This window comes from Deltaproteobacteria bacterium (assembly GCA_016875395.1).
Taxonomy (GTDB): domain Bacteria; phylum Myxococcota_A; class UBA9160; order UBA9160; family UBA6930; genus VGRF01.
Genome location: VGRF01000010.1, coordinates 20,582 through 41,113 on the forward strand (window position 1 = coordinate 20,582; position 20,532 = coordinate 41,113).

Here is a 20,532-nt window from a genome sequence, read left to right on the forward strand (position 1 = left end):
CGCATGGACGTTGCACGAGAAATCCAAGAGCTGGCCGCGCGCGCGAAGGCCGCGGCGCCCGCGGTCGCGAACTTGTCGACGCGCGAGAAGAACGCGTGGTTGTTACGGGCCGCGCAGCGCCTCGAAGCCGCGAAGGAGCGCATCCTCGCGGTGAATCGCGAGGACATGCGCGAGGCCGAGCTGAAGGGCGTCGCCGCGCCGATGGTGAAGCGCCTCGATCTCGCGGGGTCGAAGTGGGCGGACATGCTCGACGGCCTGCGGCAGGTGGCGCAGCTGCCGGATCCCGTCGGCGAGATCAGCGAGATGCGCGTGCGCCCGAACGGCCTGCGCGTGGGCCGCATGCGCATTCCCCTCGGCGTGATCGGGATCATCTACGAGTCGCGACCGAACGTGACCGTCGACGCGGCAGCACTGTGCGTGAAGGCGGGCAACGCGGTGATCCTGCGCGGCGGCAGCGAGGCGATTCGCAGCAACCTCGCGCTGGCCGAGGAGCTGCGCTGCGCGGCGCAGGATACGGGCTTGCCCGAGGCTGCCGTGACGGTCGTCGCGACGACGGATCGCGCGGCGATCGATCACCTCGTGAAGCTCGACAAGCACATCGACCTGATCATTCCGCGCGGCGGCAACGCGCTGATCCAGCGCGTTCTCGACGGCGCGCGCGTGCCCGTGATCAAGCACGACGCCGGCGTGGTGCACGTGTTCCTCGACGCGAGCGCGGATGCCGAGATGGCGCGCGCGATCGCGATCGACTCGAAGATTCGCCAGGTCGCCGTGTGCAACGCACTCGACACACTCTTGTGTCACGAAGCGGCGGCGCCGCGAGTGCTGCCCGTCGTGCTCAAGGCGCTGCACGAAGAAGGCGTCGAGATTCGAGGCTGCGCGCGAACCCGCGAGCTGTTCGCCGAAGCCGTGCGCGCGGGCGAAGCAGACTGGACGACGGAGTACCTCGACAAGATTCTCGCCGTGCGCGTCGTGCGCGATCTCGACGAAGCGATCGCGCTGATCCAGCGCAACGGCACCGAGCACACGGACGTGATCGTCACGAACGACTACGCGAACGCGCAGTCGTTCACGCGCCGCGTGAACTCGTCGACGGTGGGCGTGAACTGTTCCACCGCGTTCAGCGACGGCTACCGCCTCGGCCTCGGCGCCGAGATCGGCATCAGCACCTCGAAGCTCCACGCCTTCGGCCCGATGGGCCTCGAAGAGCTGACCACGCGCAAGTTCGTGCTCTTCGGAGACGGTCAGCTGCGCGAATGACTGCGGGCGCTGATCGCATCGGGATTCTCGGCGGCACCTTCAATCCGATCCATCGAGGGCATCTCCACGCCGCAGAGCTCGTGCTGAAGCGACTCGGCCTCGCGCGCATCGTGTTCGTGCCGGCTGCGGATCCGCCGCTGAAGCGAGATGGCGCGCACACGATCGCACCCGCTGCGCTGCGGCTGGCGTGGGTCGAGGCCGCGCTGCGCGGTCACGCGCACTTCGTCGCGGACGACCTCGAGCTGCGGCGCGCGGGGCCTTCGTACACGGTCGACACGTTGCGCGTGCTCGGCGCGCGTTTCGCGCCCGCGCGGCTCGTGTTCATCGTCGGCGAGGACGCCTTCGCCGAGCTCGATCTCTGGCGAGAGCCGAGCACGCTGCTAAGCCTCGCCGACTTCGCGGTGATGACGCGCCCGCCGGGCCTCGGAAAGCCGCTCCGCAACCTGATTTCCGAGGCGCTCGCCGCGCCGATCGAGTGGGCCGCGGACGGCGAGAGCGGCACGCATCGCACGGCGAGGACGAGCCTCGCGCGCGTCCTGATCGACGCGCTCGACATCTCGGCCACCGACATTCGGCGCCGCATCGGGGCCGGCGAGAGCGTGCGCTACCTCCTGCCCGACACGATTCACGACGCCGTGCTCGCGAGCGGCGCCTACGAAGTGAAGTGATGACGCAAGAAGCCCCTAACAAGACCGAAGCCAAGCTTCCTGATCCTGCGCAGCTCGCGCGGGCGCGCGCGCTCGCGAGCGCCGCCTACGAGAAGCAAGCGGAGGACGTCGTCGCGCTCGACGTGAACGGGCTGACTTCGCTCGCCGACACGTTCCTGATCGCGTCGGGTCGCTCGCGCCAACAGGTGCGCGCGATCGCCGATGGCGTGCAGGAAGCAGCGCGGCGCGATGGCATTCGCTCGCTCGGCGCCGAGGGCGAGACCGAGGGCGTTTGGGCGCTGCTCGACTTCGGGAGCGTGATCTTCCACGTGTTCCTCGAAGACACGCGCAGGCACTACGACCTCGAGCGTTTGTGGGCCGACGCGCCGCGCATGGACGTCGAGCCCGCCGAGCTGAAGCAGCGCAGAGCGAGGTGAGCTCGGTGGCGCGCGGGCCCGTGATGCTGGTGGTGCTGGACGGTTTCGGTCTCGGCGACGGCGGCCCTGCGGACTCGACTGCGCTCGCGCACGCCACGTTCTTAGCGCGCGCGCGCCGCGAGTTCCCGATGTCGAAGCTCGAGACGTCGGGCGAAGCGGTCGGCCTGCCGCCGGGTCAGATGGGCAACTCCGAAGTCGGCCACATGACGCTCGGCGCGGGGCGCATCATCGACATGGACATGACGCGCATCTCGAAGGCGCTCGCGAACGGCGGCGCAGCGCGCGTGCCGGAGATCGCGAGCGCCGTCGCCGCCGCGCGAGCGGGCCGCGGGCGCATTCACTTGTTAGGGCTCGTGAGCGACGGCGGCGTGCACAGCCACCAGGATCACCTCGAAGCGCTGATCGCCTACTGCGCGTCGCAGGCAGTCGCGCCGATCGTGCATGCGTTCCTCGATGGCCGCGACACGCCGCCGCGCTCGGCGGACGGCTACATCGCGCGGCTCGCGCCTCACGTCGCGCGCGCCGGCGGCAAGATCGCGACCGTCATCGGCCGCTACTGGGCGATGGATCGCGACAACCGCTGGGAGCGCGTGCAGCGCGCCTACGACGCGATCGTGCTCGCGCGCGGCAAAGCGGCGCCGGATGCGCTCGCGGCGGTGACGCAGGCGTACGCGAAGGACGTCGGCGACGAGTTCGTGGACGCCACCGTGATCGCGGGGGGCGTGCCGCTCGACGACGGCGACGTCGCGCTCTTCTTCAACTTCCGCGCCGACCGCGCGCGCCAGCTCACCTGCGCGCTCGCGAGCGTTTGCGAGGAGCGCTTCGCGGGGAAGCTCACGCGCGCGCGCGTGCCGAGGCTCGCGCGCTTCGTGTGCCTCAGCGAGTACGACGCGCAGTTCGGACTGCCGGTCGCGTTCACGAGCGAGCAGCCGCGCCAGATTCTGGCGGAGCTGCTCGCGGCGCGCGGCATGTCGCAGCTGCGCATCGCCGAGACCGAGAAGTACGCGCACGTGACGTTCTTCTTCAACTGCGGCCTCGAAGAGCCGTTCCCCGGCGAGGACCGCGTGCTCGTGCCGTCGCCGCGCGACGTGCCCACCTACGACCACAAGCCCGAGATGAGCGCGCAGGTTGTTACGGAGAAGCTGCTCGCCGGCATCGCCGACGAGGACTACGCGTTCATCCTCGTCAACTTCGCGAACCCCGACATGGTCGGGCACACGGGTGTGCTGCCGGCCGCGGTGAAGGCGGTCGAAACGATCGACGCGTGCCTCGAACGCGTCGTCGACGCCGTGCTCGCGCGCGGCGGCGAGGCCCTCATCACCGCGGACCACGGCAACTGCGAGCTGATGGTCGACCCCGTCACCGGCGAGCCGCACACCGCGCACACCACCAACCCCGTGCCGCTCTGGTGGGCAACGCGCAGCGCCGCCGGTCGCAAGCTGCGCGACGGCGGCCTCGCCGACGTCGCGCCCACGCTCTGCGCGCTGCTCGGCATCCCGCAGCCGGCAGAGATGACGGGGCGCAGCCTGATCGTCGGGGTGTAGAGCCGATCCCGGGCGCTGCCGATGGCGAGCAGGGGGCGGCAAGGCGGGGACGGCAGACCGGGGACGTTCCGCAAGAAAGTAAAGCAGGACTTTCTTTACTTACTTGCGGAACGTCCCCGACTGGCGCGTCTCCGATTGGCGCTCAGCGCTTCCATTCCAGCACCCGCACAGTCAGCAGGAGGCCGGCGCCCGCCCGCGAGCGCAGCCGCGAGCCGTGAGGAGCGAGGACGTTCCGCAAGAAAGTAAAGCAAGCCTTCCTTTACTTACTTGCGGAACGTCCCCGCGCAGAGTCGCCGGATCGAATGCCCGCTCGCGCATTGCGTGAACGCGCGTTCACACGGCTCGCAGCGCTTCTTCGCGCTACCTCCCGCGCACCCCGCTCGGTCCCGCGCAGGCCCCCATGCGCGACCTCCTCCGCGAAGCCCTCGATTTTCTCCTGCCGCCGCTCTGCGCCGATTGCGGCGCCCTAACAAGCGGCGAGCCGCTCTGTGCACACTGCGAAGAGCCCGCCTGTGACCCGCTGCCCGCGCCGCCGCGCCCACTCGCCGCGTGGCGGGCGGGCGTCTCGTACGAGGGCCGCGCTGCCGACTGGGTGCAGCGCTTCAAGTACCCGCAGCCCGGCTTTCGCGGCCTCGACCCCGGCGCCGACGCCGTCGCGATCGCGTGGGTCTTGCGCGCTGCACACGCGAGCGGCGCGGCGCCCGACGCGATCGTGCCCATCGCGCTGCACCCACGACGCCTGCGCGAGCGCGGCTTCAGCCCGCCTGGCGTTCTCGCACGCGCAGTCGCTCGCGAAGTCGGCGCGCGCTTCCAGCCGGCGCTGCTCGAGCGCATGCGCGACACGCCGAGCCAGACCGGGCTGAATCGCCGCGACCGCAGACGCAACGTCGCGGACGCCTTCCGCGCGCGCAGTCCCGCGCCGCCGCGCGTGTGGCTCGTCGACGACGTCGTCACGACCGGCGCCACGCTCGCCGCCGCCGCACGCGCACTGCGCCGCGCCGGCTCACGCGAGATCTGCGCGCTCGCCGCCGCCTATCGCCCCCTCGCGCGTTGAACGCTCACGCCCGCGCGGCTACAAACGCGCGCCCCGCACGGAGGAGCCGCGACATGGCCACGATCACCAAGGCGCTCACGCTCAAGCATCAGTCCAACCTGAGCGAGGACGTCGAAGAGGTCTCCTTCGCCGCGGGCGACTCCGTGACCGTGCTGAAGGAGTGGGACGCGCGCTTCCTCGTGAAGAACGACGACGGGAAGCTGTTCAACGTGCCGAAGGATGCGGTGGCGAAGTAGCGGCGACAGAGACAGGCCGCGCGATCTCCGCGGCTACTGCTACTTCGCCCCCACCGCCTCCAGCAGCTTCTCCCTCAGCTTCCCCGGATCCACCGGCTTCTTGAACAGCACCGTCGCGAGGCCGGCGACTTTGCTGCGCTTGATGATGTGGTCCTTGTCGTAGTGGAACGCGGTCATCATCAGCACGGGCAGGCCGGGCCAGCGCTGCTGGATGGTCAGGAACAGCTCGTGGCCGTCCATGTTCGGCATCACGACGTCGGTGAGCACGGCGTCGAACTTCGCGGTCGCGAGCTTGTCGAGCGCTTCGAGGCCGTCGCTCGCCGTCACCACCTCGCAGCCGTCGCGCTCGAGGATCTCTTTCATGCTGCGCGCGATGCCGAGGTCGTCGTCGGCGACGAGCACGCGCAGGCCCGCGAGGCGCGTGTCGCGCGGTGCGCGCGCGTCGCCGCGGCGACCGCGCAGGTCGATCATGCGCGCGGGGCCGATGTACGTGACGGTCTCGTAGGTCTCCTCGCGCGCCATCTGCCCCAAGCGCTCGACGATCTCGGCGATGCGCGCGAGCTCGCGGCGGATCGCGTCGAGGCGCTCCAGCTCGACGGGGCACTCGGCTTCGCCCGCGAGGCGCTCGACGTCGCGCTCCAACAACTCGGCTTGGTTGAGGATCACCGCGAGCGGATTGTTGATCTCGTGCGAGACGCCGATCGCCACCTCACCGAGCGTTGCGAGCTGGTCCTTGCGCAGGATCTCGCGCAGGTCCTTGAGGAACCCGATCGTGCCGTCGTGCTCACCGGAGTCGTCGCGCAGCACGGTGCCTGTGATCGCGACGGGGATGATCTCGCCGCTCTTCGCGAGCAGCCGCGTCTGGAAGTTCGCGACGCTGCCGCCGCCGTCGCGCATCGCCTTCATCACGCGCTTGGCTTCGTCGAGGCTCGGGTACAGCTCGGCAACGCGGTGGCCGCGAATCTCGTCGCCCGAGTAGCCGAGGCTCTTCGCCGCACCGTCGTTGTAGTAGATGACGGTGCCCTTGCGATCGGTCGCGACCACGAGGTCGGGCGACCGCGCGATCAGCTGCAACAGGCGTTCTTGTGTGAGGGCCACGCGGCTCCTCGCCTAATTACTCGCCGCCCAGGGCGCGGAATGACGCGTTCAGCTCGTCCCAGGACTTTGAGGCCACTGTTCGACCTCCGCTCGGCTCCGAGGACTCCGCCTCGCTGCGCGCTTCGCTTGCACTACTCGCCGCCGCGCTCCGCGAGCCAGCGCTCCGCGTCGATCGCGGCCATGCAGCCCGTGCCCGCGGCGGTGACGGCCTGACGATAGGTCGGATCCATCGCGTCGCCGCACGCGAACACGCCCTCGACGTTCGTGCGCGAGGAGCCGCGTTCGACCTTCAGGTAGCCGACGTCGTCCATCTCGAGCACGCCCTTGAAGAGGTCCGTGTTCGGCTTGTGCCCGATCGCCACGAACAGCGCCTCGGTCGCGACCTCGCGGGTCGCGCCCGTTTTCAGGTTCTTCACGCGCACGCCCGTGACGTAGTCGCCGCCGAGCACTTCGTCGACCGCCGAGTCCCAGATGAACTCGATCTTCTCGTTCTTCAGCGCGCGCTCGGCCATGATCTTCGACGCACGCAGCTCATTGCGGCGGTGAATCACCGTGACCTTCGGCGCGGCGTAGCGCGTGAGGAAGAGCGCCTCCTCCATCGCGGTGTCGCCGCCGCCCACGACGGCGATCGGCTTGCCGCGGAACAGTGCGCCGTCGCACGTCGCGCACGCGGACACGCCGCGGTTCATGAAGGTCTGCTCGCTCGGGATGCCGATCCACTTCGCGCTCGCACCGGTCGCGACGATCACCGCATCGGCGAGGAACGCAGCGCTCTCGCTCTCGACGCGGAACGGGCGCGTCGAGAAGTCGATGCGCGTCGCGTCTTCCTGATAAATGCGCGTGCCGAAGCGCTCCGCCTGCTTTTGGAAGCGCTCCATCATCTCCGGGCCCGTAATGCCTTCCTGGAAGCCTGGGTAGTTCTCGACCTCGGTCGTGAGCATCAGCTGCCCGCCGAACTGGAGCCCCGCGAACATCACGGGCTTGAGATCCGCGCGCCCCGCGTAGATCGCCGCCGTGTAGCCCGCGGGCCCGCTGCCGATGATGAGCAGCTTCACGTGCTCCGCAGCGCGCTCCGCCTTCTTCTCCTGGCCGAGCAGTGCGTCGAGCTTGCCCGCGCGCTCGAGCGCGGCGAGATCGTCGAAGCCGCCCACGTGCGTGTCGCCGATGAAGATCTGCGGAACCGTCGTGCGCTGCGCACGCCGCACCATCTCCTCGCCCTTCTCCGGCTCCGCCTCGATGTCGATCTCCGCCCAGGTCTGCCCCTTCTGCGTCAGCAGCGCCTTCGCGCGATCGCAGTACGGGCACCAGCTCTTCGTGTACATGGTGATGTTCGCCATCGCGGTCTCCAACGAAACGGGCTGCGCAAGGTAGGGGCTCGGATGCGCCGCCGCCGCGCGCCGTTTCGGTCACCCTCTTTCCCATCGGCAATAAGCCCGCAAAAAGTGGGACTGCTCGCGCCGGCTGACCGATGACGCAGCTTCACTGCGTCAGAATGACTCCGATGACGAACGCTCCTCCCGAGCAGGTCGGCCGAGGCCGCAAGCGAAGCGCGCAGCAAGCGCCGGAGTCTTCGGAGGCGCTTGCGAAGTAAACAAGGAAGAGCGCGAACCTCGTTGCTTCAAAGCGGCTCGGTGATGGGCAGATCCTCCCAAAGCAGCTGCAAGAACGTCCCGATGAAGAAGCTCAGGAAGCTCATCAGGAGAATGGCCCACGGAAACGCACTCAGCGGCTCGAAGCCGATGATGCGCGGGAGCTCGCCCACGAGTGGCTCGAGCGTGGGGCGGATCGCGTGCAGCGGGGCTTCGTAGAGGCCCCAGTTGCGGGCGGCCATGAGCGGGCCGAGCAGGCTCGTGGCGAGCACGCCGAAGCCCGCGGCTTCGATCAGGCCGAGCAGGAAGATGTCGCGCGCGCGGCGGAAGGCGAGGTGCGGCTCGCCGAGCCGGCGCTGCACTTCGACGAAGAGGTAGAGCAGCGTGGTCGATCCCAATAACAACACGGTGGCCGCGAGGAACACGATCGGCTGGTTCGCGAGGTCCCACACCTCGTCGATGATGAAGACCGGCGCGTAGCCGACGATGATGCCGGCGCCGACGCGCGGCACCGACGTGTAGAAGAGCGTCAGGTCCTTCTTCCACATGAACTGAACGAACAAGAACCACGCCGCCGCTCCCAGCACGAGCGCGACGACGCCGGAGGCGAGCGCGTCGAAGAGCGCCGGCGCCCGCTCGTACTCGAGCGCCGCGCCGATGAACGGGAGTGAGGGGATCAAGAGCGCGATCGAGTAATAAGTCGTGCTGTGGATCGACAGGCGCCTGTCCGCGGTCTCCTCGCCGCGCTTCAGGTACTCCGCGTGGCGGCGCACGACGGCGGCGTGGTGCACGTCGTAGCGGCGCAGGAAGTACGTCTCGAGCTTGCCGAGCAGGCGCGCGCAGTCGCGGTCGAACGGGCGCCGCAGGAACGGCGAGAGATCGCGCCCGCGCGTCGCGCGATGCTTCTCGGTGGCGAGCGCGGCGCGCAGCACCTCCGCATCGCGCTCGGCGAACGGCGAGCGCTCCTCCTCGAAGACGCGGTTTTCGGTGTCGAGACACACGTCCTCGAGCCAGCGGTGATAGGCGCGCTCAGCGGCGCCGAGCAGCTGGCCGTCGATGCGCTCTGCGTCGCCGCTCGCGAGCGCGGCGAAGAAGCCCACGTCCGTGGGATCCGCGCTCGCCTCCGCGCGCACCTCGCCGCGCACGTACTTCGGGACGAACTCGGGGCGCACGCGCGAATCCACCAGCGCGAGCAGCGCGTGCAGATGCAGCCGGCGCAGATGCAGCGCCGCGACGCGCAGGCGCGGCGTCTCGGCGAGCTCCTTGTCCGCGAGAAAGCGCAGCGCGATCGCCGAAAACACCGCGATGTCCTCGCACGCGCGCAGATGCGCCGCCGCGTTCGTGCCCGCCGCGAGGCGCGCGAGCACGTTCTCGAGCGTGGCGGGCAACGCGGCGAGGAGGCGCGTCATCAGCTCCTCGGCGTCGCGGCGGCTCGCCTGCGCAGACAGGCGGCGCGGGTTCGACCAGAGATCGTCGAGGCGCAGATACAGCTCGGCGGGATCGTGCCGCGCGGCGTGGAACGAGAACGTCTCGGGGAACACGCTCTGGAAGCCGTCGCCCACATCGCGCTCGAAGCGGACCTCGCGCGCGTGGAAGGCGTAGGTGAAGCGGTAGCTCGCCTTCAGGCGCTCGATGCGCAGCTCGAGCCGCGGAATCGGCGGCGGCGCGCTCGCTGCGACGGGTGCGGGAGTCGCCGCGGACATCGCGCCCTACAGCACTGCGCGCTTCGGGTTCTCGCCCGAGTCGTAATAAGTCTCGACGCGCTGCGCGAGCTCCTTCACGCGCGCGGGCAGGCGGCCCGAGAGGGGCCAGCGCGCGCCCGCGACGCGCATGCGCTCGCGCAGCAGCTGCGCGTCGGGGTAGTCCTCGCGCGCGAGCGAGTCGTCGACCGTGAGCCAGTGGTCGATCGCGGTGAGCGTGCGATTCGTGCGCTCGCGCAGCTCGCCCATGCCGGGGGCCACGATCTGCTTCTCGCGCAGCTGCTGCGAGAGCTTGCCGAGCTCGCCTTGCGCACTCGCGAGCTTCGGACGCAGCGCGCCGTCCGCGTGGTTCGCGAGCCCCTCGACGATCTCGTCGAAGCGCAGCCGCAGCGGCTCGTGCGAAATCTCGCGCGCGAGAATCACCTCGCCGATCGCCTCGCCGCCCGGCCCCTTCAGCGCGTGCAGCTTCACACGCAGGCGCACGCCGTCGCCGACGGGGAGGTCGATGTCGCAGTGCCCGACCTCCGTGTCGCCGCGCATGCACGTGACCGCGTCGGAGAAGCGCTCATAAACCTCCGGGTCAGTGAGGTCGCGCATCGTCTTTCCGCGCGGGTCCCCCGTCATCCCGAAGAACGCGCGCGCGGGCTTGTTCACCGCGCGTACGAAACCTTTCGCGTCGAGCGCCACGGCGCCCGTATCGAGCTGGTCCATCACGCCTTCGAGGAACACGTTCGCGCCGCGCAGATCCCCTAACAGGCGCTCGTTCTCGCAGGTGAGCGCGTGGTGATCCGCCGCGCGCCGCACGATCTGCTTCAGGTGATCGGGCTCCCACGGCTTCGTGATGTAGGCGTAGACGTGGCCGTCGTTGATCGCGCGGATGATCGCGTTCATGTCCGCGAAGCCGGTGAGGATGATCCGCTGCGTCGCGGGCGAGCGCTTGAACACGCGCGCCAGGAACTCGACGCCAGTCATCTCGGGCATGCGCTGGTCCGAGATCACGACGGCGACTGGCGCGTGCTTGTCGAGCAGCGCGAGCGCTTCGTTCGCGGACGTCGAGGTGAACACCTCGTAGTCGTCCTCGAACGTGAAGGTCATGGTTTCGAGGATGGCCTCCTCATCGTCGACGATGAGAAGGCGCGGACGAGTCTTGGCCATGGCGAGTTCAACCTAGCCCGGGGGTTGGTTGGCGTGAGGGGGCGCTGGAGTCGTTAGGCGCACCGAGGTTGGCGCTTCTCCATGTTTACTTCGCATCGGGCTCGAAGACTCGCCCGCTGCTGCGCGCTTCGCCGACGCGCACCGATGCATACAGGTTCCCTCAGGCTCGGGGGCGCGTCGGCGAATCCTCCCGGTTGACTTCGCTCGCTTGCCGCTCGCTGCGCGCTTCGCTTGCGGCCTCGGCCGACCTGCGTGGGACTAGCGTTCGTCATCGAGGTCGCTCTTCGTTAGGGGCGGCGCGTCAAGGCGTGTTTGCAGTACCGCGATTCTGATGAGTTCGGGAGATCGAGGCTCAGAAGCGCGTTGCGGCGATCAGCTTGTTGAGGTCGCGGTGGAGGTCGCCTTCCCAGGCGTCGACGAGCTCCTCGCCGAGCGAGCGGCCCTTCGCGAGCTGGGCGTGGAGCGGGTCGAGCAGGACGCGCTCGTCGGGATGCGGGCCGTCGCCGTGGCCGATGCGGCGCAGGCCCTCGCTCGCGATCGCGGCGAGCTCGCGCGCGAGGGGGAGCACGGGCTGGCCCGCGGCGCTCGCGGCGAGGCCGCGGCGCGCGACATCTTCGAGCGCGGCTTCGCGTTCCGCGAACGACCAGTCCTTTGCGAGATCGAAGGCGGCATCGAGTGCGGTGTCGTCGTAGAGCAGGCCCTTCCACAGCGCGGGCAGCGCGCTGAGGAACGGCACGCAGTCCGCGCCGCGCACTTCGATGATGCGCTTGAGGCGCACTTCGTGGAACAGCGTGGTGAGGTGCAGATCCCAGTCCGCGGCGGTAGGGCGGTGGCCCTCGAAGCCGCGCGCGAGGAACTGGCGGAACGTGCTCGTGTGCGCCGGGAGCGACACGCCGTCGCGCACGATGAAGAACATCGGGACGTCGAGCGCCCAACGGGCGTAGCGCTCGTAGCCGAAGCCGTCCTCGAACACGAACGGGAGCAGGCCGCAGCGATCGGGGTCGGTGTGGCGCCAGATGTGCTCGCGGCGCGTGATGAAGCCCGAAGGCTTGCCGAGATAGAGAGATGAGTTCGCGAACATCGCGGAGACGATGGGCGTGACCGCCATCGCGGCGCGCAGCTTGCGCACCATGTCGGCCTCGCTCGCGAAGTCCATGTTCGCCTGCACCGTCGCGGTGAGGTGCATCATGTGCAGCGCGAGCTCGCCGCGCGTCGGCAGATACGTGCGCATCAGGCCGTAGCGCGTCTTCGGCATGCGCGGGATCTCGGAGAGATCGTGTACCGGGTGGTGCGCGAGCGAGGTCCAGGTGATGCCGAGCGGCGCGGAGAGGCGCTTCACGAGCTCTAAGTGCGCGCGAATCTCACGGTCGGTCTCGAAGATCGTGCGCAGCGGAGCGCCCGAGAGCTCGAACTGGCCGCCCGGCTCGAGCGTGATCGAGGCGCCGTTCTTCTTGAGCGCGATCAGCTTCCCGTTGTCGAAGCCGCGCTCCCAGCCGTCGGCCTGCGCGATCGCCTCGAGCAGCGCCGCGATGCCGTTCGCGCCCTCGTACGGGACGGGCTTCCCGCCCGCGGTGAAGCCGATCTTCTCGTGCTCGGTGCCCACGCGGAAGCGCTCGCGGGGCTTCTCGCCGCTGGCGAGGAAGGCGATCAGGTCCGCGAGGGACTCGACCGGAGTGGGGGCTGTGTCGAGCTGTCCACTCACGAGGTTCTCCGGGGCGCGCTGAAGGGGCCGCGATGCCGCGAGCCGGGGGGAGGTTTCTGCGTTGCCGGGTGAGTGCCAGTGACGCGCGCTACGGCGTCGCGGCTTCTGCCAGGAACTTTTCGAGGAAATCGCCGAGCGCGGCCCGAATCTCGTGGTCCGCGCCGAACGGGAAGGACTTGCACGGCCCCTCGGCCTTCCCCTGATGGAAGGGGCCCACCAACGTGACTTCGCCGCGCGACTTCACGACCACGATCGCGCGGTGCCGGCCGCGCGTGAGGTCGAACTCGACCGAGCGCAGGTGCTTGTCGTCCGTGCGAGTCTCGCCGAGCCGCACCGCGAGCTGCGGCGCACCCGCCTGCGTGGCGGCCGCCGTGAACGCATCGAGCGCCTCGGCGACCTCGACGCGCAGCGCGCCTGCCCGTCGCCACGCCTGCGTGATCGCATCCGCATGCTCAGCCTCGCGCGCACCGAGCGCCGAGCCGAGCTGCGCCATGCGCTGTGCGAGGGGAGACGTGCTCATAGGGGGAGCCGGAACGTGGCACAGCCGAGCGGGCCCGGGCTAGGGGGTGATTAGGGAGCCCGGGCGGTGCGAGATCGTCAGGGCGGGGTCTGACCCCAGCCCGCGATTCCGCGTTACAGCGCCTCGTTCGTCGGGATGCGGAACGGCGTCGGGCCGATCAGCGCGAGCAGCTCGTTGCGCGCCTTCGTGAACTCGCCCATGCGGCCGGGACCGATCGGGTCGCCTTGCGGGATTCGCACGGTCGCCGGGTTCACTTGCTTCTTGTTGAGCGTGAACTCGAAGTGAAGGTGCGGGCCGGTCGAGAGGCCGGTCGAGCCGACGAAGCCGATCACCTGCTTCTGCCGCACGCGGTCGCCGACGCGCAGGCGTTTCGCGAAGCCCGAGAGGTGCCCGTAGCGCGTCTCGTAACCGGCGCGGTGGCGAACCGTGACGGTGTTGCCCAGGCCGCCGTTCCGGCCCACGAACACCACCGTGCCGTCCGACACGCTCCACACCGGCGTGCCGTGCGCCGCGGCGTAATCGACGCCGAGGTGCGGGCGGCGAATGCCGAGCACGGGGTGCAGGCGGCTCGCGGCGTACTGCGAGCTGATGCGCCGATAGTTCAGCGGCGCCTGCAGGAACTGGCGCTGCGCCGCGCTTCCGTCGGGTCGGTAGTAGCCGCCCTTCGCCGGGTTCGTCTCGAAGTAGATCGCGGTGAAGTCGTCGTCGCGGTTCGAGAAGCGCGCTGCGAGGATGCGGCCGGGCCCGAGGTAGACGGGGCCAGACTTCGTCTCGTAGAAGCGGCGCTCGTAGACGGCGTTGAACTCGTCGCCGGGCTGCGCCTTCGAGAAGTCCACGTCCCAGGCGAAGATCTCGGCGAAGTCGTGCGCGAGCTCGCCGCTCTCGCCGAGCGCGACCACCGACTGGTAGAGGTTGTTCGTGATCACGCCCGCGAGCTGCGCGCGCTGGACCACCACCTTCGGCTCGTGCTTCTGCGCGACGAGATCCTCGCCCTGGCGCTTCAGCGTGTACGCCTCGATCGGCGAGCGCGTGTAGGCGAACTCGATCAGCTCGCCCGCCGGCGAGAGCGATGCGCGGAAAGCGTCGCCGACCTTCGCGTAACGGAAGTTGAACACGGGCGACATCGCGTCGACGATCTGATCGATCACGCCGCCGTCGATGCCGGCCTTGCGCAGCGCGTGACCGAGCGTTTGGCGCCGTGCGAGCGCTCCCTCGACGACCGTGAGCGCAGGCTCGACCGGCTTCGCGGGCGGCGCCGCGACCTTGGGAGCTTCGGGCTCCGCCTTCGCGACGACCGAGAGCTCGGTGGGGGCAATCGGGGTGCTGGCCGGCTCTCGCGCTTCGAGGCGCGCGAGCGCGGCGACGGCGAAGAAGATCGCGAGTGCGAGCGCGCCGCCGGTCGCGAGCTCGTGGGCGCGCGCGCGGGCGTCGGCTTGCAGCGTTCGCAGCTTCATCGGGCCTCCGGCAAGTCGCGAACCCCGTCCCCCCCGAGACACAGTTCGCACGTCTTCCGTTCCGTTTGCCACCGCTCTCATCGGCAGCTTGGGTGATCCCCTTAGTGATTCGCGTGCAGCGGAAGGTGCTAAATACACGCCGCTCGTGAGGTTGTTCGTGCGCTCCGTCACCAAACGCCGTTGGAGCCGCGAATTCGAGGCCGCCCGCCGGCGCTCCCTGCGGAGACTTGGAGTGTGTGCCCTGGCCGCGTGCCTGGTGGCTTGCGCAACGACGCCCGAGCCACCGACGAAGCGCGGCGCCACGCCGGACTTTCCTTCGCTCGATGGCGACTTGGGCAGCGTCGCTGCCGCTCTGTTGACGCGCGCGATTTCCTTCGACACGACCAACCCGCCCGGCAACGAACGCGCACTCGCGGAGTACCTCGCGCGCGTGCTCCAGCGCGAGGGCATCGAGGCGCGCGTGATCCCGCTGCCCGCGCCGAACAGCCAGCGCGCCGCGCTTTGGGCGCGCGTGCCCGGCCGCGGCGAGCGCGCGCCGCTGTTGCTGCTCTCGCACCTCGACGTCGTCGCCGCGACCGAAGCGAGCTGGGCGGTGGATCCGTTCGCAGGCGTCGAAGGCGGCGGCTACGTCGTCGGCCGCGGCGCGCTCGACGCAAAGGGCGTCACCGTGTCGCACCTGCTCACGCTCGTGGAGCTCGCGCGCGCGAAGCGGCCGCTCGCGCGCGACGTGATCCTGCTCGCGACGCCCGACGAAGAGACCGGCGGCGCCGGCGGCGCGGGCCTCGTCGCGCGGGGCAATCCCGAGTTGTTACGGGGCGCGGCGTACTTGCTCACCGAGGGCGCGGGCATCCTGCCCGGCGAGAACGGCGACCGCGACGTGTGGGGCGTCGCGTTCACCGAGAAGACGCCGTGTTGGGTGCGGCTCACGGCGCGCGGCGTGCCGGGCCACGGCTCGACCGCGAGCGACACCGCCGCGGGTCAGCACCTCGTGCGCGCGCTCGGGCGAGTGCTCGACATGAAGCACGAGCTGCGCGTCACACCCGAGGTGGCGCAGATGTTCGCGCGCATGGCGCCGCTCGCGCCGAAGGCCGAGCAGCGCCAGTGGCGCGAGCTGCGCGGCGCGCTCGCGCTGCACCCGCAGTTCCGCGAGCGCTTCCTCTCCGATCCCGGCCGCCGCGCGCTCGTGCAGAACACCACGTCGATCACGCAGCTCGCGGGCAGCGACGCGCCGAACGTCGTGCCCGCCGAAGCCAGCGCCACCGTCGACGCGCGCCTCCTCCCCGGCGAGAGCTGCGCGGAGTTCGTGAGCGAGATGGCGAGCGCCATCGACGACCCCACGGTCGAGCTCGCCGTGCTGCTCGAGTTCCCCTCAGTCGCTTCGCCGACGCAGACTCCCCTCATGACTGCGATCGAGCGAGTCGCCGAGCGCAGTAAGCCCGGCGGCACCGTGGTGCCGCGCGTGATCGCCGGCTTCACCGACGCGCACTACTTCCGCTCGCTAGGCATCACCGCCTACGGCTTCGTCCCGCGCCGGCTCCGCCTCCAAGACTCGCTCGGAATCCACGGGCCGAACGAGCGCGTGTCGCTGGAGAACCTGGCGCTGAGCGTGCGGAAGACGGTGGAGATCTTGCGGGAGCTGGAGCGGGTGGAGGAGGAGTAGGAGCTACTCGCTCCGCAGCTCCTGGATCCCCCGGTGCACCACCTCGAACAGCGGCTCGACGTCGCTCGCTTCGAGGCACGAGAACGCGATGCGCAGGTCCGTCGGCGAGGTGCTGATCAGGCCCGTCTGGTGCTTGTCGAGCAGGTGGATGCGCAGCTTCTCGCTGTCGACCCCTTTGAGCTTGATGCACATGAAGTACCCGCTGTTGAACGGGTACACGCTCCAGCTCTCGCGGAAGCGCGGCGCGTTCGCGACTTCGTACACCTTGGTCGCGCGCTCCCGTAACAGCTCGCACTTCTCTTTGCGCTCGGCGTCGAGCGAGCTCGAGGCGAGCGCCTTCTCGACGAGCGACTGCGAGAGCATCGGGCTGTTCGACATCGCGCCGCGAATGGCGCCTTTGGTCTTCGCCTCGAGCGCGTCGAGCACGGCCTGCGCGCCTTCGCTCTTGCCCGGGCCGTAGGTGATGAAGCCGCAGCGCAGGCCCCACACGAACAGCTCCTTGGTCGCGCCGTCGAGCTTGATCGCGAGCAGGTTCGGGTGCGCGTTCGCGATCTTCCCGAACAGCGACTCGGTCATCGACTCGCCGCCGAGGTGGAAGAACAGGCCGAAGTACGCGTCGTCGGTGACGACCACGAGCTTCGTGCCGCGCTGCGCCTGCGCGACGAGCGCTCTCGCGATGGCGTCACCCTCCGCGGGCGTGGGCATGTAGCCGGTCGGATTGTTAGGGAAGTTCAGGATCACGAGCAGCTTCTCGCGGCCATCGGCGTGCTTCGCGAGCGCCTCGGCGAAGCCGGCGGAGTTGAAGCCGCCGCCCTCGTAGAACGGGAACGTCACGCACTTCGCGCCGAGCCGGACTTCGTAGGTGAGGCGGTAGTTGCCCCAGAGCTGGTCCGGCAGAAGGATCAGGTCGCCCGGCGCGACGAACAGGTCGCCCACGAGCGCGAGGCCATGTGTTAGGGCGCTCGTCACGATCGGCAGGCCCACGTTCTTCCCGCGCTGCGACGGATTCTCCGCGAGCTGCTTCTCGCGCCAGCGCTCGCGCAGCGCCTGCTTGCCCGAGGCCGGCGCGTAGTTGTAGGCCTCGTCGGGCGACACACCGGTCAGGTGCTTCTGCATCGACGGCAAGTACATGGGCGCCTTGCCCTCGGTCGCGATGCCGATCGTCGCGTTGAAGCGCGTGCCCTTCACCTTCGCCTCGGCGCCCTGCGTGAGGATGCCTTTCGGGAAGTAGAGGCGGCGGCCGAGCGGCGAGAGCATCGCGAGGATCTCGGGCGCGGCGGCGCCGATCTTCTCGTTCAGCTCCTTGGCCAGCGGGTTCAGCACTTCGTTCGCAGGAGCGGACATGACGGGCCTTTCGTGGCGAGAGGAAAACGGCGGCGCAAGCTAGCCGAGCGATTCTGGCAAGCGCGGCTGCGACGCCGCGCCGAAGTGCTCGCTGCCGATCGGCTGCGCGAGGTCTGCGCGCGAGAACTGTGTCAGCCCCGCACGGTCTCTCAGGGATCAGTGTGCGCGGCGGCGCGCCCAGAGTCCGGCGAGGGAAGCCGCGGCTCCCAGAGCGAACGTCGACGGCTCAGGCACGAACTGGTTGTCGACGATGTTCGCGCTCACGGAGTGCAGCGTGTAGCCGGCGGGGAGGTCGAACACGGGGCCCGTCGTGGGGAACTGGACGGTCGCGCTGAAGTCCGCGTCGCCGAGCGAAGCCACATCCGTACGGTCGTTCGCATCGGCTGGCGTGCCGCCGACCGACGCCGCCGACCTTGCCCCGGCGATCGCGAAGACGTGAACGCTGAGCGCCTGGTTGACGGGGAGCATCAGGAACTGGCTCTTCACCGCCGCGTGAACCTGCGCGCCCCCCTGGTAGAGACTGAGGAAAAGGCCGTCCACGGTCTCGGTTACGACACCGTTCTGCTGGCGGCGGATGATCTCGCCGTACCCCACATCGATCCCGTTGATCTCGATCTGAAAGAAGAAATCGGCGTTCGAGCTCGAACTCGAAGTGAGCGGACCGTTCAGGTCGAAGAACGACGTGAGCGTCGATAACAGGCCCGAGATTTGAAGGTTGAGCGCCGCCAGCACCGGTGCCGTGGAACCCGCCGGCCCGAGCACGACGAAGTCGTCATAGGTCCACTCGGCAAACGCCTGCGCACTACGAACGACCGTTGTCGGCTGTTTAACAAAAAAGCCGAAGGTCGAGCTCTGGGCGTCCAGCCGCATCACGCCGGGCCCGGAACTCGCCGACGCGGCCTCCTGGACCTCCAGCTCGCCGACGGAGGAGCTGGGCGGGCTGCAGCTCGACGTGGCGGAGAAGTTCGACGTGTCCTGCACGGTCGGACCGTTGCATCCGACGCCGGCCAGAAACAAAGGCGTGGCGCCCGCCGCCGAGGCGAGCAGCGCCGCGGTCGCCAGGGTCACGAGGCTTGCTCGACACCGCATTGAGCCGATCCTCCAGCGCCCTCGGTAGTGGTCGCGCGAGGCTCGTGGTGGCACGATAATTTTTGGCGATCGCGCAAGAAACCCCTACTGCCTATCTCGCGCACTGCGCGGGTACATTTGAGACGATGCGTCCGAGCTCGAGGAGACCCAATGACGCCGCGATGCCTGTTTCCCGTGCTCGCTTTCTTGCTGTTCACGTCGCTGGGGGCGCCGGCATCGAGTCAGGCGCCCGCCACGGGCGAGTCGTGGGAGGTCACCTCGTGGAACATGGCCTGCACCGGCCCCGACGCGATGAGCGGGCGCGGCGAGATCACACGCACGCCGAACAGCTACGCGGGCGCGATCACGATGGACTCGGAGTACGGCGCGATGAAGATCCAGCTGAGCGGGAAGCTGTTAGGCGAGTGCACGCTGCCGAAGTAGGGCGTCTCAGATCTTCCGCACCACGTCCGGGAAGGTCTTCCACACGGGCACGCCGCAGAAGTGGTCGCCCTCGGTGCAGCGCGGCGAGACGAGACCGCTGCGCACGCTGCACGGCGGGCCGACGTGACGCGTCAGCTCGGGATGCACCGCGGCCACCTGCGCGATCTCGTCCATCGAGGCGTCGAAGATCTCGCGCTGCGCGTTGAAGCACGTGCGCATCGTCCACTTGTGCAGCAGGTGCAGCAGCGAGCCGCTCTCTTCGAAGCGCACCGCGAGCGCGTTCGGCAGCACGTAGAGCGCGAGCTGCGGCGAGACGCCGAGCGCGACGAGCTGCGCGCGCGCGTGCCACTGCGCCTCGACCGTCTCGCGGAAGACGGCACGCGAGGCGGGATCGCTCGCGATCAGGCCCGGCTCGATCACGTCGACTCGCGCGGACACGACGCGCGAGAGCAGTGGACGCGAGCCGGGCACCATGCGGTGGCGCTGGTCCTGCGAGTCCGCCGTGTGCGAGAGCTTCTTGCGGAACGTGTAGTGCGCGTGATTCAGCGCGCGCATCAGCGGGCTGTGCACGCCCACGTTCAGCGTGTCGAGGCGATACTTGTTACGGGCGGGATCGAGCACCAGCGCGAGCGCTTCCGCGTCGGCGAGATCGGGCCGGCCGAGCACGTTGCGCACCGCGCTCGCGACGGACGCCGGCCCGTTCACGCCGTAGTCGACGAGCCGCGCGCTGCGGCCGTTCAGCGATTTGTCGAACGCCTCGATCCAGACGGGGTCGACCGGCCGCGTCTCGACGCGGCTCTCGGGCAGCTCGGCTTCCGCGAGCTCACCCTCGCCGATCTCGTCGAAGAAGCCCGGATCGAACGCGCGCACGGCGGCGACCATCTTGCCGACGACGTCCCGCGCTTCCTCGGGCACGTCGCTCGCGAGGGCCATGCGCTGCAGGCGATGCAGCGTGATGCCCGAGACCGTGTAGACGAGCGCGGTGTGGCAGGCGAGCGGGATCACGTAGCGCGCCGTCTCGATCGACTTCTTCTCGGCCTCGCGCCGCACGCTGCGCCCGAACGCCTTGTTCTGGCGCTGCTTCAGCCGCCAAAGCTCGGTGAGGATCTCCATCACGACGGGCTTCAGGCGCTCCGTCAGCTCGCGGTAAGCGCGCCAAGCATCCGCGACGCTGCGCTCGTAGATCGCGCGCGCCTCGCCCGCGAGCGCCGGCGGAACGTGCGCGCGGATCTCGTCGAGGCGCACGTAGCGCTGGCTCTGCTGCTCGCTGTTGTAGAACGGGAAGGAGTGCAGCAGCGACCACACCAGCTGGCGCGACACGCCCTCGAGCCCGAACTCGAACGTCGCGTGCTGGAAGACGGTGTGGTGCCCGCCCTGATAAGTGAGCGCGCCGATGCGCCCGCGCTGCTCGGGCGTGATCTCGTCGGCGCCGATCACGCGGGGGGAGTAACAAGTGCGCGCCGCGGCGATCGCGTCGTCGTAGGGCGCGTCGAACCAGTTGCGCAGGCGCACCTGTGCGCCGCCATCGAGCACCGCGTCCTGCGTGCTGTGCGCCCCTGCCGCCACGGCTTCCCCCTGAGCGGGCGAAACTTCGCACCGGCTCGCCCGCCGCACCATCGC

18 protein-coding genes are annotated in these 20,532 nt (G+C 69.5%); 8 read left to right on the top strand and 10 right to left on the bottom strand.

The window, feature by feature from the left end:
- Window positions 1-3 precede the first annotated feature (3 nt).
- The 6 genes from FJ091_09825 to FJ091_09850 all read left to right on the top strand — a co-directional run bounded on the left by FJ091_09825 (window position 4) and on the right by FJ091_09850 (window position 5,178).
- Entirely contained in the window at window positions 4-1,260 is a 1,257-nt protein-coding gene (locus FJ091_09825; protein MBM4383652.1) for a glutamate-5-semialdehyde dehydrogenase, read from the top strand.
- A complete protein-coding gene (gene nadD / locus FJ091_09830; protein ID MBM4383653.1) occupies window positions 1,257-1,928 on the top strand; it encodes a nicotinate (nicotinamide) nucleotide adenylyltransferase in 672 nt (223 codons plus the stop codon). The genes FJ091_09825 and nadD overlap by 4 nt, the downstream gene beginning before the upstream one ends.
- Window positions 1,928-2,344 (top strand): ribosome silencing factor, encoded by a 417-nt coding sequence (gene rsfS / locus FJ091_09835; GenBank protein MBM4383654.1) that lies wholly within the window; start codon window positions 1,928-1,930, stop codon window positions 2,342-2,344. The genes nadD and rsfS overlap by 1 nt, the downstream gene beginning before the upstream one ends.
- Window positions 2,345-2,349: 5 nt before the next feature.
- A complete protein-coding gene (locus FJ091_09840) occupies window positions 2,350-3,888 on the top strand; it encodes a 2,3-bisphosphoglycerate-independent phosphoglycerate mutase (GenBank protein MBM4383655.1) in 1,539 nt (512 codons plus the stop codon).
- Window positions 3,889-4,288: 400 nt separating this feature from the next.
- Window positions 4,289-4,942 (top strand): ComF family protein, encoded by a 654-nt coding sequence (locus tag FJ091_09845; protein MBM4383656.1) that lies wholly within the window; start codon window positions 4,289-4,291, stop codon window positions 4,940-4,942.
- A 53-nt stretch (window positions 4,943-4,995) separates the two neighbouring features.
- Entirely contained in the window at window positions 4,996-5,178 is a 183-nt protein-coding gene (locus FJ091_09850) for a hypothetical protein (protein MBM4383657.1), read from the top strand.
- Between the two features lie 39 nt (window positions 5,179-5,217).
- On the opposite strand, the gene FJ091_09855 is transcribed toward FJ091_09850, so the two are convergent.
- From FJ091_09855 to FJ091_09885, 7 genes are all read right to left on the bottom strand, one after another.
- On the bottom strand, window positions 5,218-6,276 hold the full coding sequence (locus tag FJ091_09855; protein ID MBM4383658.1) for a response regulator: 1,059 nt from the start codon (window positions 6,274-6,276) through the stop codon (window positions 5,218-5,220).
- 131 nt (window positions 6,277-6,407) lie between these two features.
- Window positions 6,408-7,598, bottom strand: a complete 1,191-nt coding sequence (gene trxB / locus FJ091_09860) for a thioredoxin-disulfide reductase (protein ID MBM4383659.1) — start codon at window positions 7,596-7,598, stop codon at window positions 6,408-6,410.
- Between the two features lie 296 nt (window positions 7,599-7,894).
- Entirely contained in the window at window positions 7,895-9,568 is a 1,674-nt protein-coding gene (locus FJ091_09865; protein ID MBM4383660.1) for a hypothetical protein, read from the bottom strand.
- A gap of 6 nt (window positions 9,569-9,574) precedes the next feature.
- Window positions 9,575-10,720 (bottom strand): response regulator, encoded by a 1,146-nt coding sequence (locus FJ091_09870; protein MBM4383661.1) that lies wholly within the window; start codon window positions 10,718-10,720, stop codon window positions 9,575-9,577.
- 352 nt (window positions 10,721-11,072) lie between these two features.
- Window positions 11,073-12,422, bottom strand: coding sequence for a glutamate--cysteine ligase (locus tag FJ091_09875; protein ID MBM4383662.1), 1,350 nt, complete (start codon window positions 12,420-12,422; stop codon window positions 11,073-11,075).
- A gap of 88 nt (window positions 12,423-12,510) precedes the next feature.
- Window positions 12,511-12,942, bottom strand: coding sequence for a hypothetical protein (locus tag FJ091_09880; GenBank protein ID MBM4383663.1), 432 nt, complete (start codon window positions 12,940-12,942; stop codon window positions 12,511-12,513).
- A 113-nt stretch (window positions 12,943-13,055) separates the two neighbouring features.
- Window positions 13,056-14,396: a peptidoglycan DD-metalloendopeptidase family protein gene (locus FJ091_09885; GenBank protein MBM4383664.1), complete on the bottom strand. Its 1,341-nt coding sequence runs from the start codon at window positions 14,394-14,396 to the stop codon at window positions 13,056-13,058.
- A gap of 355 nt (window positions 14,397-14,751) precedes the next feature.
- Between FJ091_09885 and FJ091_09890 the strand changes: the two genes are divergently transcribed.
- The gene (locus FJ091_09890; GenBank protein ID MBM4383665.1) at window positions 14,752-16,056 is read left to right on the top strand and encodes a M20/M25/M40 family metallo-hydrolase; all 1,305 of its coding nucleotides are present in this window, start codon (window positions 14,752-14,754) and stop codon (window positions 16,054-16,056) included.
- A 3-nt stretch (window positions 16,057-16,059) separates the two neighbouring features.
- Here the strand turns inward: FJ091_09890 and FJ091_09895 are convergent, their stop codons facing one another.
- Together FJ091_09895 and FJ091_09900 are read right to left on the bottom strand one after the other, a co-directional pair.
- Entirely contained in the window at window positions 16,060-17,376 is a 1,317-nt protein-coding gene (locus FJ091_09895; protein ID MBM4383666.1) for an aminotransferase class I/II-fold pyridoxal phosphate-dependent enzyme, read from the bottom strand.
- A 180-nt stretch (window positions 17,377-17,556) separates the two neighbouring features.
- Window positions 17,557-18,468 carry a hypothetical protein gene (locus tag FJ091_09900; GenBank protein MBM4383667.1) on the bottom strand — a complete coding sequence of 304 codons (912 nt, stop codon included), beginning with the start codon at window positions 18,466-18,468 and terminating at the stop codon, window positions 17,557-17,559.
- Between the two features lie 171 nt (window positions 18,469-18,639).
- On the opposite strand from FJ091_09900, the gene FJ091_09905 reads away from it, so the two are divergent.
- The gene (locus FJ091_09905; GenBank protein MBM4383668.1) at window positions 18,640-18,912 is read left to right on the top strand and encodes a hypothetical protein; all 273 of its coding nucleotides are present in this window, start codon (window positions 18,640-18,642) and stop codon (window positions 18,910-18,912) included.
- Between the two features lie 6 nt (window positions 18,913-18,918).
- Here FJ091_09905 and FJ091_09910 read toward each other — a convergent pair whose 3' ends face one another.
- Window positions 18,919-20,478, bottom strand: a complete 1,560-nt coding sequence (locus FJ091_09910; GenBank protein ID MBM4383669.1) for an FAD-dependent thymidylate synthase — start codon at window positions 20,476-20,478, stop codon at window positions 18,919-18,921.
- Between the last annotated feature and the right edge of the window lie 54 nt (window positions 20,479-20,532).